This window comes from Natronosalvus caseinilyticus (assembly GCF_017357105.1).
Taxonomy (GTDB): domain Archaea; phylum Halobacteriota; class Halobacteria; order Halobacteriales; family Natrialbaceae; genus Natronosalvus; species Natronosalvus caseinilyticus.
In genome coordinates, this window is record NZ_CP071596.1 from 2,707,910 (window position 1) to 2,721,420 (window position 13,511).

Annotated in this window: 14 protein-coding genes; 10 read left to right on the top strand and 4 right to left on the bottom strand. The window is 64.4% G+C overall.

All coding sequences use genetic code 11. The annotated features are described in order from the left end of the window. Nucleotides 1-141 precede the first annotated feature (141 nt). Nucleotides 142-969, top strand: a complete 828-nt coding sequence (locus J1N60_RS12895; protein WP_312908005.1) for an inositol monophosphatase family protein — start codon at nucleotides 142-144, stop codon at nucleotides 967-969. Nucleotides 970-1,001: 32 nt separating this feature from the next. Here the strand turns inward: J1N60_RS12895 and J1N60_RS12900 are convergent, their stop codons facing one another. Continuing rightward, on the bottom strand, nucleotides 1,002-1,685 hold the full coding sequence (locus tag J1N60_RS12900; RefSeq protein ID WP_312908007.1) for a helix-turn-helix domain-containing protein: 684 nt from the start codon (nucleotides 1,683-1,685) through the stop codon (nucleotides 1,002-1,004). A gap of 94 nt (nucleotides 1,686-1,779) precedes the next feature. On the opposite strand from J1N60_RS12900, the gene J1N60_RS12905 reads away from it, so the two are divergent. Both J1N60_RS12905 and J1N60_RS12910 read left to right on the top strand, forming a co-directional pair. Further along, complete coding sequence (locus J1N60_RS12905) at nucleotides 1,780-2,229, top strand: Lrp/AsnC family transcriptional regulator (protein ID WP_312908009.1); 450 nt, start codon at nucleotides 1,780-1,782, stop codon at nucleotides 2,227-2,229. Between the two features lie 257 nt (nucleotides 2,230-2,486). Then, complete coding sequence (locus J1N60_RS12910; RefSeq protein WP_312908011.1) at nucleotides 2,487-3,602, top strand: DUF63 family protein; 1,116 nt, start codon at nucleotides 2,487-2,489, stop codon at nucleotides 3,600-3,602. A 34-nt stretch (nucleotides 3,603-3,636) separates the two neighbouring features. Here J1N60_RS12910 and J1N60_RS12915 read toward each other — a convergent pair whose 3' ends face one another. Beyond that, nucleotides 3,637-4,422 (bottom strand): TrmB family transcriptional regulator, encoded by a 786-nt coding sequence (locus J1N60_RS12915; protein WP_312908013.1) that lies wholly within the window; start codon nucleotides 4,420-4,422, stop codon nucleotides 3,637-3,639. 290 nt (nucleotides 4,423-4,712) lie between these two features. Here J1N60_RS12915 and J1N60_RS12920 point away from each other — a divergent pair, with 290 nt between their 5' ends. From J1N60_RS12920 to J1N60_RS12930, 3 genes are all read left to right on the top strand, one after another. Then, nucleotides 4,713-5,615 carry an NOP5/NOP56 family protein gene (locus J1N60_RS12920; protein WP_312908015.1) on the top strand — a complete coding sequence of 301 codons (903 nt, stop codon included), beginning with the start codon at nucleotides 4,713-4,715 and terminating at the stop codon, nucleotides 5,613-5,615. Continuing rightward, the gene (locus J1N60_RS12925) at nucleotides 5,608-6,258 is read left to right on the top strand and encodes a fibrillarin-like rRNA/tRNA 2'-O-methyltransferase (protein ID WP_312908017.1); all 651 of its coding nucleotides are present in this window, start codon (nucleotides 5,608-5,610) and stop codon (nucleotides 6,256-6,258) included. The genes J1N60_RS12920 and J1N60_RS12925 overlap by 8 nt, the downstream gene beginning before the upstream one ends. A gap of 98 nt (nucleotides 6,259-6,356) precedes the next feature. Beyond that, a complete protein-coding gene (locus J1N60_RS12930) occupies nucleotides 6,357-7,442 on the top strand; it encodes a glutamate--cysteine ligase (protein WP_312908019.1) in 1,086 nt (361 codons plus the stop codon). A 153-nt stretch (nucleotides 7,443-7,595) separates the two neighbouring features. On the opposite strand, the gene J1N60_RS12935 is transcribed toward J1N60_RS12930, so the two are convergent. Further along, the gene (locus J1N60_RS12935) at nucleotides 7,596-8,399 is read right to left on the bottom strand and encodes a class I SAM-dependent methyltransferase (protein ID WP_312908021.1); all 804 of its coding nucleotides are present in this window, start codon (nucleotides 8,397-8,399) and stop codon (nucleotides 7,596-7,598) included. Nucleotides 8,400-8,517: 118 nt separating this feature from the next. Here J1N60_RS12935 and J1N60_RS12940 point away from each other — a divergent pair, with 118 nt between their 5' ends. The 4 genes from J1N60_RS12940 to J1N60_RS12955 all read left to right on the top strand — a co-directional run bounded on the left by J1N60_RS12940 (nucleotide 8,518) and on the right by J1N60_RS12955 (nucleotide 12,595). Continuing rightward, a complete protein-coding gene (locus tag J1N60_RS12940) occupies nucleotides 8,518-9,228 on the top strand; it encodes a helix-turn-helix domain-containing protein (RefSeq protein ID WP_312908023.1) in 711 nt (236 codons plus the stop codon). Between the two features lie 200 nt (nucleotides 9,229-9,428). Continuing rightward, complete coding sequence (locus tag J1N60_RS12945) at nucleotides 9,429-10,595, top strand: inorganic phosphate transporter (RefSeq protein WP_312908025.1); 1,167 nt, start codon at nucleotides 9,429-9,431, stop codon at nucleotides 10,593-10,595. 113 nt (nucleotides 10,596-10,708) lie between these two features. Then, nucleotides 10,709-11,128, top strand: a complete 420-nt coding sequence (locus J1N60_RS12950; protein WP_312908027.1) for a universal stress protein — start codon at nucleotides 10,709-10,711, stop codon at nucleotides 11,126-11,128. A 150-nt stretch (nucleotides 11,129-11,278) separates the two neighbouring features. Further along, the gene (locus J1N60_RS12955; RefSeq protein ID WP_312908029.1) at nucleotides 11,279-12,595 is read left to right on the top strand and encodes a TIGR00341 family protein; all 1,317 of its coding nucleotides are present in this window, start codon (nucleotides 11,279-11,281) and stop codon (nucleotides 12,593-12,595) included. Nucleotides 12,596-12,628: 33 nt separating this feature from the next. Here the strand turns inward: J1N60_RS12955 and J1N60_RS12960 are convergent, their stop codons facing one another. Further along, on the bottom strand, nucleotides 12,629-13,195 hold the full coding sequence (locus J1N60_RS12960; RefSeq protein WP_312908031.1) for a hypothetical protein: 567 nt from the start codon (nucleotides 13,193-13,195) through the stop codon (nucleotides 12,629-12,631). Nucleotides 13,196-13,511 lie beyond the last annotated feature (316 nt).

Genomic DNA, 13,511 nt, shown 5'->3' on the forward strand with positions numbered 1-13,511 from the left:
CGTCTCAAGCGCCCCCGTATCGGCACCCATTCTCGAGTGACCCCAATTCGGCATCCATTCTCGAGCGATCCCGATATGCATTCGTGCTCGAACGACCCTGAACCGGCATCCATTTCACCGTTCGTCCACCGAAGACGAGGTATGAGCGAACGAGAGGAGGGTCTCGAAGTGGGGTCGCCAGCGGATCGTGCCGCGGTCGCCGCTCGAGCGGCCGAGGCCGGGTCCAAGGTCGCCCACGACTCATTCCGGAAGGATATCCCGGTCGAGTTGAAGGGCGGGAAGACTGACGTCGTCACGCAGGCGGACCGGGACGCCCAGCGGACGGTCATCGAGATGATCCGAGAGACCTACCCCGACGATCCGATCGTCGGCGAGGAGGACGACGAGCGAAAGACGGTCCCACCGGAGGGGCCCGCCTGGATCATCGACCCCATCGACGGGACGAACAACTACGTCCGCGGGATCCGAATCTTCGCGACGGCCGTCGCCGCGGTCGTGGACGGCGAGCCAGTCGGTTCGGCGGTCGTCATGCCCGCGCTGGGCGATACGTACCGGGCGGGACCGGACGGCGTCACCCGCAACGGCGAGCCCATCTCGGTCAGCGACCGCGACGACCCCGAGACCTGCGCGGTCTGTCCGACCATCTGGTGGGACTTCGACCAGCGCGACCAGTACGCCGCTGCGACCAGAGAGATCGTCGATCGATTCGGCGACATGCGCCGGTACGGCTGTGCGCAGGCGGCCCTCTCGATGGTCGCCGCGGGCGCGCTCGACGGCGTCATCACGAACCACAGGGCGAACCCCTGGGATTCCGTTGCTGGAGTCCACCTGATCAGAACGGCCGGCGGAACGGTCACCGACATCGAGGGCGAACCCTGGCGCTACGACTCCCGGGGGCTAGTCGCTTCCAACGGAAAAGACGAGGTCCACGACGAGGTACTCGCGGCGACGCGAGCCATCGAGACGTAGCGACTCGCAATCGGCCTCGAGGGGCAGACTCGCTACCGTTCGACCGCCACGTCTCCAAAAGCGGGGAGTGAGACGGCGAGCGCGTTCCTGGTCAGGTTCCCCGTCGCGCGGCGCAACCGCTCGGAGACGGCGTTCGTCGAGATGTCGAGGGCCGCCGACAGGTCCTCGATCTGCGCCTCGCGAGGGACCTCGAAGTACCCCATCCGAAGCGCGGTCACGAGCACCTCCCGCTGCTCGGGCGTCAGGTCGTACTCTCGTTCCTTCGGAGCGGAGCCAGGGTACATCCGTTGGAGTTCGAACGCGTAGCCCTGCTCGTGAAAGAACGTCTGGAACTCCTCGAGTGCCTCCCGGTCGACGAACTGGAGTTTGAGGTACCAGGTGCCGTTTGCGGCTTCCGCTTCCTGCATGACGCCGTGGCGGTCGACAATCTGGTCCACCAGGTGCTGGACGGGTTCGTCCCAGTCGACGGTGAAGTAGTGGACGTTCGAGTCCGAATCGAGCAGGGTGCACTCGTCGACGGAGGGATCGTTTCGAAGCGTCGTCTCCACGGTCTCGAGGTCGTCTTCGTCCACGGCCACCCACAGAAACGGCATCACCCACTCCCTGCTGTGGGTCGCGAGGCGCTCGACCTCGACGGTCGCGTCCGTGAGGGTCTCGAGCGTGTGCTCGAGCGCGAACGCATCCGCGGGAACGGTGAACTCGGTGATAACGCTCATACGACGAGTCTCGAGTGGAGACCCATAAACGAGACGACATTGGTCGAGTTGCGGATGTACAAAGAATTTTGACGACCTGACGTCCATCGGTAGTATGGACCTCGACGACACCGACCGGGCGATCCTCCGGATTCTGCAGGAAAACGCCCGGACGCCGTTCAGCGAAATCGCCCGCCAGATCGACATGTCGAGCGCGACCGTGCACGATCGGGTCAATCGTCTGGAGGACGCGGGCGTCATCGAGGGCTACCACGCGAAAGTCGAGCCGAAATCGATCGGTCTCGGCATCTCCGCGCTCGTCGGTCTGCGGGTCGAACAGGGGCGCGAACAGGATACCCTCGAGCGACTGACCGACATCGAGGGGGTCCAGGAAGTCCACCTCACGACCGGCGAGTGGGACGTCATGATGAGGGTCTACGCCGCCGACGCGGACGCCCTGCGCGAGTTGATGTTCAACCAGATTGCGCAGATGGACGGCTTTTCGCGGTCGCAGACCATGGTTATTCTCGGGACGACCTACGACAGCCAGGAACTGCCGATGTGAATTCTCGAGCACCGCTTCTGGTACTCGAGGTTGCCCTTCCACACAATTCGAGACTCTGCCTGCCTACACCGTCGACCGAGACACCCTTCCAACGTCGGTCTGGGTACGCCATCACCTCACGCTCCTGGTCGAGCGTTTTCTCGCACCGTTTCGAGCGCTGCAGATCCGATCGTAGCGGTCGTCGGTGACGGCGGTCCGGGTTGCTCACACAGCGAAAAACCGCAAACGGTAAGCGACGACCACTCCGGTGTGGTGGTATGGAAGCGTACGTCGACCGCTACGGCGCAGGACGAATCTGGCTAGCGGTCGTGGGATCGATCGTCGCGTTGATCACGCTAGCGGCGGTGGTATTCCCGCACCGAGTCGCCGCCGAAATCCTCTGGCACTACTACTGGGGGCCGGTCGCCGCCGACGCCCAGAACTACGGCTGTATCGCCTGGAACGGCGGGTCACCGGCCGAGTGTGGGCCGAACACGACCGGACCGGAGGCCAGCCCCGGCTACACCTGGCAGTCCTACGCGGGGTACATCCCGACGCTCGTGCTCATGCTCGTCGGGATCATCCTCCTGATCAAGCGCCTCGAGATCGATCGCTACCGCGCGGGCTTCTACGGGTTGTTCCCGTTCATGCTGTTTGGCGGGGCGCTGCGGGTCGTCGAGGACGCCAACGTCCGGGCGCTCGTCGAGACCGGCGAGATGCCCATCGGACTCCCCTGGGTGGCCGCCCTCATCAGTCCGTTCATCTACGGAACCGTCTTCCTGGTCGCGTTGTTCGCCGTCGTCCTCTCGGTCTGGCTCGATCGAAACGGATACGTCTCGGGCTACGAGTACCCTCTCGCCGGAATCGGGACGGCCGCGCTGACGGTGACCGTGGCCTACCTCGGCTACTTCGCGGCGACCCACGAACTGGCGAGTTTTCACCCGCTCATCCCCCTCATCACGCTCGTCGGGGCGACCGTCGTCACCGCCGTCACCTACGGGGCGATCACGCGGTTCGCACCGGATCTCAACCGAGGAACCGGATTCATGGGAGCGATCGTCATCTGGGCGCACAGCGTTGACGGCATCGCCAACGTCATCGGCCTCGACTGGGCCAGCGTGTTCGGCCTCGGGTACAGTCCGAAACACCCGGTCAACGAGTGGATCGTCACCACGACCGAAGCGGTGTTCCCGGCGTCGGTCGTCGACGTGATCGGCGCAGCGTGGCCGTTCCTCCTCGTCAAAGTCGTCGCCGCCGTCTTCATCATCTGGGTGTTCGACGAGTCAATCTTCGAGGAGAGCCCCCGGTACGCCATCTTGCTGTTGATCACGGTGGTCGCCGTCGGTCTCGGGCCGGGAACGCGGGATATGCTGCGAGCGACGTTCGGAATCTAAGCCCTGCGGGTAGTTCGTTTGACGTGTGATCGGGTCAGTATCCTGGTCCCGTCCGTCGCCAGCACTCGTCGAAACTCGAGGCGAGGTCGGTAGCTATTCCGTCGTCCCGGAAGTTGACGACGGCGAGGAGGTCGTCGGCGGAAACCGGATCGAGGACCTCGACGCAGACCTCCCGATCGTCGACGACGACGAACCGCTGGTTAGGAACGGTCTCCGTTCGACGAATACGTAACCCGGAATCGAGCAACCGTGTGAGCGGCGGTGACGACGGATCGAACTCGGTCGCGAGGAGTCGAACGTCGATCCCGTCGTCGAGACAGGCCTCGAACTGTGTGACGAACGCGTCGCAGATCTCTGACCGGAACGTGACCGAGTCGACGTAGATACGGATCTCGATGGCCGCCGATCCGAAGCGCTCGACCAGGAGGTCGCGGGCGGAGACGTCGTGAAACGCGCTGGTCGCGAACTGCTCGGTCTGTACCTCCTCGACGAGCGCCGTCAGGTTCCGGCGGGCGCTCGAGGCCGTCCGTTCGTACTCGCCGCGTTTCGCCTCGAGTTCGTTTCGACGGCGCCCGAGGACGCGGTCGATCGCCCTCGACGGTTCGACGTGGGCGTACGTCCGTGGACGGCCGTCGTCTGCTCTGACGAGCGACCGGTCCGCGAGGGAGTTGAGCACGTCGTAGATCCGCCCGATCGGGACGTCCGCCTCGGTCGCCACGTCGTCGGCCGTCATCACGCCGTTCTCTACGAGGGCGACGTACACTCGAGCCTCGTAACTCGAGAGCCCCAGCGTCGTCAACTCGTCGACGTACTCGTCCATGTGAACATTCGTGACGTTCAGCCCCGGGTGACTTAGGGGTTGCGTTCGCCAGTATCTCATCGAAAAATGCATTCAGTGCGGTTTAGGTCGGTTGGGAAGGGGGCCGGGTTTTCGGTCGATTGCCGTCAGATGAGTGGGACGAATTACTCGGCAGCGTGGGTACGAACGAACATCGACGGAATGAGCACGAACGAAACGCTCCACGTGTGAGCACGAACGGAACGCTCCACGGACGATGACCGCGCCCGCGAGTTGAAAGAGTTAATCGGAACCGGCCGAAAGAGGAACGCATGAGTGGCGACGGGTGGTTCGTCGACGGCGATTTCGAGGCGTCTCGAGCGCGGGTTCGGACCGGAACGGCCGCTGAACCGGCGGACTGGCCGACCGAGGCGGTGGAAGCGGGGTTCGCTGCCGATCGGTCGGCGTACTACGACGCGCTCCACGAGGCGACCGTCGAGGCGACGACGGCGGCCGTCAGGGAACGCGAACGAGCCGACGACCAGCAGCTGGTCCACGCGGTCAGGGCGCTCGACGACTGTCGGCGGACGGCGAACGAACTCGCCGAACGGCTCGCCGAGTGGGCGGGGACGGTCGACCCCGACGCCGGGTCGGGCGTCGAGTACGCGCGGTCGCTGGCCGGGGGCGAGCGGTCCGGGGACGACGTGGACGAGACGCCTGGGAAGGACGTGGGCGACCCAATCCAGTCACTGGCCGCTCGTGTGACCGACCTGGCCGACGAGGCCGACTCCCTCGAGGCGTACGTCGAGCGTCGGGCACCGACCGTCGCCCCCAACCTCTCGGCGCTCGCCGGGCCACTGCTCGCCGCCCGGCTACTCTCGCTGGCCGGCGGCCTCGAGACGCTGGCGAAGAAACCATCCGGGACGGTGCAGGTGCTCGGCGCCGAGGAGGCCCTGTTCGCACATCTTCGGGGCCACGCCACCTCGCCCAAACACGGGATCATCTTCACCCACGAGGCCGTCCGCGGGACCCGCCTCGAGGACCGCGGCTCGGCCGCTCGCGCCCTCGCCGGCAAACTCACTATCGCGGCACGGATCGACCACTACTCCGGGGACTATCGCCCGGAACTCGAGGCCGAACTCGCCGAGCGGCTCGAGACGATTCGGGCTCGAGCGGAGGGCGACGGGGACGGTGGTAGAGATGGGGGTAGAGACAGAGGTGGCGACGATGAGTGACGCGTCGCCATCGCTTCCCGAGGGCGTGGAACGCCGCGAGATCGGCGGCCGAGAACGGCTCTCGACGCGCGGCGAACCCGTCTACGGCGAGCCGACCGACGGCCCGTGGCGGGCCTGGGACCCGTCCAGGTCGAAACTCGGCGCGATGCTCGAGCTCGGCATGGACACGGGCCTCGAGGGTGGTGAGACCGTCCTCTACCTGGGGGCGGCCAGCGGCACGACGGTGAGCCACGTCGCCGACTTTTCTGGGCCGACTTACGCCATCGAGTTCGCCCCGCGACCGACGCGGGATTTGCTCGAGGCTGCCGCGTCCCGTCCACGGCTCTTTCCGCTGTTGAAGGACGCCCGCAAACCCGAGACCTACGCCCACGTCGTCGAGTCGAACGTCGACGTCGTCGTCCAGGATGTCGCTACCAGGGGGCAGGCCGACGTCGCGAACCGAAATCACCAATTTTTGGCCGATGACGGGCGGCTCCTCCTCGCGGTGAAAGCTCGGAGCGAAGACGTGACCGCGGATCCCGATGCGGTGTTCGACCGGATTCGCGAAGAACTCGAGGAGTCCTACGAGGTACTCGAGGTGCGACGCCTGGACGCGTACCACGTCGATCACCTTGGGGTCGTGGCCCGACCGCGGTCGGAGTGAGGACCGCGGATTCGGCCCGTTAGCGGGCTCGAAACCGAAACCGCCCCAGCGTGCCGACTCCAAACGGTATTTACTGCCGGATGAAGAACAGTGGGGCAATGGAACGCGGGTCGCCGGAATCGTTCACGCGAATGGGGACGCTGGGGATCGAAGAGGAGTACTTCGTCGTCGACGATCGCGGGCGCCCGACGAGCGGCAGCGACGAACTGGTGTACGAACACGACCCTCCGGACGTACTCGAGGACCGTCTCGATCACGAACTCTTCAAGTGCGTCATCGAGACACAGACGCCGTTGATCGAACGGCCGTCGCAGGCCGAAGACACCCTGCTGAAGGTGCGTCGAGCGCTCCTCGAGCACGCTCACAATCACGGCTTTCAGATCGCCGCCGCCGGCCTCCACCCGCTCGCGCGCTGGCGCGAACTCGAACACGCAGAGAAGCCGCGCTACCGATCGCAACTGGATCGCATTCAGTACACGCAACACCGGAACACGACCGCCGGCGTCCACGTTCACGTCGGCGTCGACGACGCGGACAAGGCGGTGTGGATCGCCAACGAACTGCGCTGGTACGTCCCGATCATGCTCGCGCTGTCGGCGAACTCGCCGTTCTGGGACGGGTTCGACACCGGCTTGCACTCCGCCCGCGCCAAAATCTTCGAGGGATTGCCGAACACCGGGATGCCGACGTACTTCGAGGACTTCGAGGCGTTCGACGCCTACGAACGGCGGATGCTCGAGACCGACTCGATCGGGGACCGCGGCGAACTCTGGTTCGACGTTCGCCCTCACACCGGCCACGGGACGGTCGAAATTCGCACGCCGGACGGCCAGGCCGACCCCGACGTGGTGATGGCGTTCGTCGAGTACACCCACGCGCTCGTGACGAGTCTCGCCGAGGCCTACGAGGACGGCGACCCCGGCACGGCCCGCCGCCACCGGCGCGAACTGCTCGACGAGAACAAGTGGCGGGCGATTCGCCACGGCCACGACGCCTCGTTCATCGACCGCGACCTCGAGGGAACCGTCTCGCTGGGCGAACTGGTCGACCGGGAGTGTGAGCGACTCGGGATCGACGGCATCCAGCGGGTGTACGACCGCGAGAGCGGTGCCGAGCGACAGCGACGGATTCACGAGGAGGAGGGCGCCGACGCCCTCTGTGAGTCGTTGCTGGTCGAGGCCTGACCGGACTCGGGCGCGAACTCGAAGGAAAACGAGTCGAAGTCGATCGATTCTGGAGGGCCGTCGTGCCCCGATCGCGCCCACCTATGTCGGGACGTCGTATCGCTACTCTCGACCTCGAGACGGGAACGATTCGAGACCGTTCGTTCTGAGTGGTTACGCCACGGTCGCCTTCGTGAGCAAGTACTCCATCGAGACACAGTTTCGGCGCTCGTTGAAGAACTGCCCGATCGTCTCGACGGTCTCGTCGCGGAGCACAGGACGGTCCGCCTGGTCGACGGACTCGAGTGCAACGATGAACAGTCCGGACTCGGTCGTCGCGTGCTCCCAGTAGTGCGCCGGTGAGAGAGCGAGAATCACCACCGAGGCGGTTTCGAATGTAGTCTCGTCGACTCCGCTGCCAATTCGGTCGCGAACGACGGTGGGATCACCCCACAGTGACGGTGGGTCCGGGGCGTCCGGATTCGGAGGCAGATACTCGCGAACCACGGCGCCCATCGCGGGGACGACGCTCGAGGGCGTCCACGAGGTAAACCCGACGGCCCCGCCCGAACGCGTGACGCGAAGCAGTTCGCGTGCGGCAGCGTCGGGCGGCTCTGCAAACACGTGGCCGACACAGGAGAGCGTCACGTCGAACGCACCATCTTCGAACGGCAGGTCCGTTGCGGTCCCCTCGTGCCACTCGACGTCGACGTCGGCAATCGTCGCGTTCTCTCGAGCCACCTCGAGCATCGCCGGAACGAGGTCGAGACCGGTCACGGTTGCCCCGCGTCTGGCGGCGGTGAGGGCGACGTTCCCCGTTCCACACGCGACGTCGAGGACGGTATCGCCCTCAGTGACGGCAGTGGAGTCGACGAGGTGAGCCGCCATCGACAGGAAGTGTGGCGCGATGTCGGGATAGGAGCCCAGCGACCACACTCGCTTGGCTCGTTCTTCTGGTGACGGTGGTTCCGTAGACATACCTGTAGTATGCGCCTTGATAGCATAGAACTATGCCTCGAGTGGAGGGCCCGAAGCGGTGTCAAGACCCCACAAACGTTTAACACCGCCGTGACCGTTGTCCTAGTCGAGAGGACACATGACTTCCGACAATACCGATGAGCGTCGGGTATCCGACGACCCCGACGCCCATCTCGAGGCGGGCGAGAGCGGGGCGGACGACGCGTCGCCACGAGATTCGGCGGCGTCACCTGACGACACACAACGGAGCGAAGCGGGCGTCACCGATCGAACGAAGGCCGCCGACGAGGTCGACCAGCGGATCGTCGACCTCCTCTCGTGGATTCTCGACACCGAGACGCGAGCGAAGATCTACATCCACTTGCTGGCCAACCCCGGGAGCACGTCGGAGGAAGTGTCTCGAGGCACGGGACTGTACCCGAGTACGGTTCGCGAGGCGCTGGCGGAGTTGCACGACGAGGACCGCGTCAGCCGGCAGAAACGGGCGAGTGGCGGCGCCGGCAACAATCCCTACGAGTACACGGCGATCCAGCCGAGCGAGCTGGTCGGCGGCGTACTCGATCAGGTCCAGCGTGAACTCAACACAATCTTCACCCTCGACAGACTCCTCGACCGTGAGGAGGCGAACGACGAGGCGGTGACCGACCCCGTCACGATCGTCGTCGACGACCCGAGCGACCCGAATGACGTGACCAACTCGAGGAACTCGAGCGACTCGAGTCTCAACGACGAACGCGACCAAGACGGCGACGATATCGAGGACCACGACGGGGACTCGAGCGGTGCGGATCCGAGGAACGGTCGAGAACGGACCGACGAGGGGGAGTGACGAGTCGCGATACCATTCTTCCGCGGTTCACCGTTCGCCTCGCTCATCGTTCGCCTCGCTCATCGTTCATCTCGCTCATTGTCAACCTCACTCATTATTCAATCGAGTCTCGCCGTTCGTCTAAATATCGCGGCCTCGAACCCCGCTCTCGAATTCCCGTCTCACAATCTATTTCAGTCTGATCCCGGTACAGTCCCGTGATGCTCTCTGCCGTGTTAGTCGTCGGCGTCGTCGCCTCGTTGTTCGTCGGGTTCAACATCGGCGGGTCGTCGACGGGGATCGCCTGGGGGCCCGCCGTCGGTGCTGGACTGCTCAAGAAAACGACCGCCGCGGCGTTGATGACGTTCTTCGTCTTCCTGGGCGGGTGGACGGTCGGCCGAAACGTGATGGACACGCTCAGCGAAGGAATCATCACGACCGAAATCAGCCTCGAGGCCGGCGTCGCCGTGCTCTTCTTCATCGGCTTCGGCATCCTCGTGGCGAACGTCTTCGGCGTACCCGTCCCCACCTCGATGACCACCGTCGGGGCCATCGCCGGCCTCGGGTTGGCGACGGACACGCTCAATTTCGTGACGATCGGCGAAATCGTGACCTGGTGGATCGTCACCCCGGTCGTCGGCCTCTGGGTTGGGGCAGTGCTCGGCCGCTACGTCTACCCGGAGCTCAATCGGCGGTACGCGATCCGGAAGACGCCGGGGCCGTTGCTCGCCCTCGACCGAAGCGGCGATTTCCCCAAACCCGGTCTCGGGCCGAACACGACTCGACAAGAACTGGCCGGGACGGTCGTCGTCTTCGTCGTCGGCTGTTATATGGCGTTCAGCGCCGGCGCCAGCAACGTCCCCAACGCCGTCGCCCCGCTGGTCAGCAGCAACGCCCTTCCGGACGACACCGCGATCATCATCGCTACGGTCGCGATTGGAATCGGCGGCTTCACCATTGCGAGACGGACGATGGAGTCCGTGGGGAGCGAACTCAGCGACATACCGCTGTTGGCGGCCCTGATCGTGATGCTCACGGCCTCGACGATCACGACGACGCTCTCGTACATGGGCATCCCGATCAGCCTCGTCATGGGATCGGTGATGACCATCGTTGGCCTCGGCTGGGGACGGGCAACGCGTCCGATCGCCGCTCGAGACGTCGTTCGTGGCAACACCGACGTCGAAATCGAGATGGGTGCGTTGACCGCAGAACCGGAGACGCCGGTGACGAAAATCGGAGAGCGAGAGCCGCCGGAGGTGCTGAACGCGGGCGATCTGTTCAACCCGCGAGCGATCATGAAGTACGTCTCGATGTGGATCATCGGCCCGTCGCTCGCGACGATTCTCTCCTATCTATTCTTCGTGGTGGTCCCGATCAGCACCTGATCACCTTCACCCGCGATTAGTACCTTGTACCATTCGGCTTCCTCGAACGACAGCGCGGCGTCGACTGAATAGGCGCGGTGCCCTTTATCCGGGTTCCCACCGTAAATTCCGGCATGATTTCGCGCATTCTCGTCCCGGTCGACGACTCCGAGATGGCCGAACACGCCCTCGAGCACGCCCTCGAGGTGTACCCCGACGCGGAGGTGACGGTACTCCACGTCGTCGGCGAACCGTCGCCGATGTGGGGCGAAGCGGCCGGACTCGCACTTGCCGACGACCTCGAGGCGGCCGCCGATGCGAGTGCAGAACCAGTACTCGAGCGCGCAGAAACCATCGCGGCGGATCACGAGCGGGAGATCACGACGACAGTGCAACTCGGCCATCCCGCGCGGGCGATCGTGAACCAGGCCGAAGACTACGACGTCGTCGTCCTCGGGAGCCACGGCGGCTCGCTCGTGGACCGGGTCATCGTCGGAAACGTCGCCGAGACGGTTTTCCGGCGGTCGCCAGTTCCCGTGACGGTCGTCCGGTGACTCGGTGAGTTCGGGACTTGAGAGACGACCAATAGAGGGGTGATTCAATCGGGACGTGGGTGAGCAGAGTCCAGTCACTCCAGAACCTTTTCGTCGACGCGACTTAGAGTCGGGACAAACGTTTATCCACGGCATTGTGGTCGTGACACCATGCGACTCGTGGAGCTTTTGATCCCGAAGCAAAAGCGTGAAGCCGTCGAGGAGACGCTCAAGGACGAAGATATCGCGTTCACCCTCGTTGAGGAGGGGAGTCGTGATGAGCCCTCGGTCGTCATTACGTTCCCGTTGCCGGCTCCCGCAGTCGAATCTGTCCTCGACGAACTTCGAGACGTCGGGATCGACGAGGATTCGTACACAGTGATCCTCGAGGCAGAAACCGTCGTCTCAGAGAAGTACGACGCTCTCGAAGAGCGGTACGCGCAGAACACCGCGCGCATCTCCCGTGAGGAGCTCCAGGCCCAGGCGAAGGACCTTACTCCCCGGTTTAGCACGTATCTCGTTATGACGGTTATGAGTGTGGTCGTCGCGACCGCCGGCCTGTTACTCGATTCACCGGCGGTCGTGGTCGGATCGATGGTGATTGCGCCGTTGATCGGACCGGCCCTCGGTGCGAGCGTCGGCACGGTCATCAACGATCGCGCGCTGTTTCGTCGCGGGATCAAGCTCCAGGCGATCGGGCTCGGTATCGGCGTCGTCACGGCCGCCGCCTTCGCGTTCGTCGCCCGGACGACCGGACTCGTCTCACCGATGATCGAAATCTTCGAAATTTCGGAGATCCAGGGCCGGCTAAGCCCCGATATACTCTCACTCGTCATCGCGGTCGGCGCCGGGGTAGCGGGAGCGTGGACGCTCACTGCGGGCACGTCCGCCGCTCTCGTCGGCGTCATGATCGCAGCGGCACTCGTTCCGCCACTGGGCGTCGTCGGCATCGGTATCGCGTGGGGCCTCCCGAACGTCGCACTTGCCGCGGGCGTCCTCGTTCTGGTCAACATTCTGGTGATCAATATCACCAGTCTCGCCGTTCTCTGGTACAAGGGCTATCGGCCGGAGAACTGGTTTCAGCAGGACGAAGCGCGCGTTTCCACCAAAAAACGCGCCGTCGTACTCGTCGTCACGATCGTCGCGCTTTCGGTGATTCTCGGCGGGGTAACCTACGATACCTACCGAACCGGGATGTACGAAGAGGACGTCACCAGCGACGTGGCCGCCGTGCTCGATTCGCCCGAATATGCCGACCTCACGCTCATCGACGTGACGATCGAATACACCGATCCGGTCCCACCTCGTCAACCGGAACGCGTCGTCGTCACGGTCGGCTATCCGGTCGGCACCGACCCGCCACAGGTCGCCGAAGCGCTGCAATCTCGAGAGAGCATTCACACCGAATCAGCGATACGCCTTCCGACGGGGTCGCTCGTCGAGCCCCAGCGTCCCGAAGTGGTGGTATATTACAGGGAGGAGGGGTAGATCCAACGCACTCGTTCTGCGAACTCGAGGCGCCTACCGCTCCTCGTCGTTCCGTTCGTCGTTCGCCTTGTCGACCGACTCCTCGATTAGCTCCTCGACCTGGTCCTCGCGTGGTCGCCGGTCGACGCGCTCTTCGACCGACTCGACCTGGGCCTGCACCTCGCTCACCTGCTTGCCGACGGATTCCTCGACGGCCGCTCCGACGCTCTTTTCGACCTGCTGGCCGACCTGTGCCTCGACGGTCTGCTCGACCGTCCGTTCGACCTGCGGAGTGACCGTTTTCTCGACGGTCTCCTCGAGCGACGCTTCGACTTGTTGGCCGACTTGCTGACCGACCGTCTCCTCTACCGTCTCGCCCACCGTCTGTTCGACTGTCTCACCCACAGTCTGTTCGACCGTCTCCTCGACGACCTCGGTCATCCACTCGGGGTCGAACCGGGCCATCTTCCAGACGACGTGCACGACGTAGGCCACGAAGACCCCGATCCCGAACGCGATTCCGATTCGCGAGTTCTCGAGCGTCGCGATGAGGGCGATTGCCAGAAAGATCAACACGCCGTAGGCGATGTCCACCGCGGCGTCGATTTGTGTCGGTCGCATCGTCACCGGGCCTCCTCGACTCGAGCGTCGGTCGTTGACGTGACGGGAGTGATCGACCGCGAGGCGACTCGGCCGGCGGGTCCGCGTTGCGGAGCGCGACGACAAACTCGGCGATTCATGTGCTCGAGACGAACGTCACGAACGGAGGAAACGTTTTGGGTATCCGTCGGGAGCGAGTCGTTGGGACGGCTAGTCTCAATCGTTTCCGACATGCGAAACGCGGCATCAGGTTATGGATATAGATTTTATAGTAATAGATGCAATCGATTCACCCCGATCTGTCGTTTCCGCCTCCGTGGCGTCGAACGGACGATTT

Bases quoted from the DNA above. Each gene is read 5' to 3' on its own strand.
- J1N60_RS12950 (WP_312908027.1), top strand. From the start codon at position 10,709: ATGATTTCGCGCATTCTCGTCCCGGTCGACGACTCCGAGATGGCCGAA.
- J1N60_RS12930 (WP_312908019.1), top strand. From the start codon at position 6,357: ATGGAACGCGGGTCGCCGGAATCGTTCACGCGAATGGGGACGCTGGGG.
- J1N60_RS12960 (WP_312908031.1), bottom strand. From the start codon at position 13,195: ATGCGACCGACACAAATCGACGCCGCGGTGGACATCGCCTACGGCGTG.
- J1N60_RS12940 (WP_312908023.1), top strand. From the start codon at position 8,518: ATGACTTCCGACAATACCGATGAGCGTCGGGTATCCGACGACCCCGAC.
- J1N60_RS12895 (WP_312908005.1), top strand. From the start codon at position 142: ATGAGCGAACGAGAGGAGGGTCTCGAAGTGGGGTCGCCAGCGGATCGT.
- J1N60_RS12945 (WP_312908025.1), top strand. From the start codon at position 9,429: ATGCTCTCTGCCGTGTTAGTCGTCGGCGTCGTCGCCTCGTTGTTCGTC.
- J1N60_RS12920 (WP_312908015.1), top strand. From the start codon at position 4,713: ATGAGTGGCGACGGGTGGTTCGTCGACGGCGATTTCGAGGCGTCTCGA.
- J1N60_RS12900 (WP_312908007.1), bottom strand. From the start codon at position 1,685: ATGAGCGTTATCACCGAGTTCACCGTTCCCGCGGATGCGTTCGCGCTC.
- J1N60_RS12910 (WP_312908011.1), top strand. From the start codon at position 2,487: ATGGAAGCGTACGTCGACCGCTACGGCGCAGGACGAATCTGGCTAGCG.
- J1N60_RS12915 (WP_312908013.1), bottom strand. From the start codon at position 4,422: ATGGACGAGTACGTCGACGAGTTGACGACGCTGGGGCTCTCGAGTTAC.
- J1N60_RS12935 (WP_312908021.1), bottom strand. From the start codon at position 8,399: ATGTCTACGGAACCACCGTCACCAGAAGAACGAGCCAAGCGAGTGTGG.
- J1N60_RS12905 (WP_312908009.1), top strand. From the start codon at position 1,780: ATGGACCTCGACGACACCGACCGGGCGATCCTCCGGATTCTGCAGGAA.
- J1N60_RS12955 (WP_312908029.1), top strand. From the start codon at position 11,279: ATGCGACTCGTGGAGCTTTTGATCCCGAAGCAAAAGCGTGAAGCCGTC.
- J1N60_RS12925 (WP_312908017.1), top strand. From the start codon at position 5,608: ATGAGTGACGCGTCGCCATCGCTTCCCGAGGGCGTGGAACGCCGCGAG.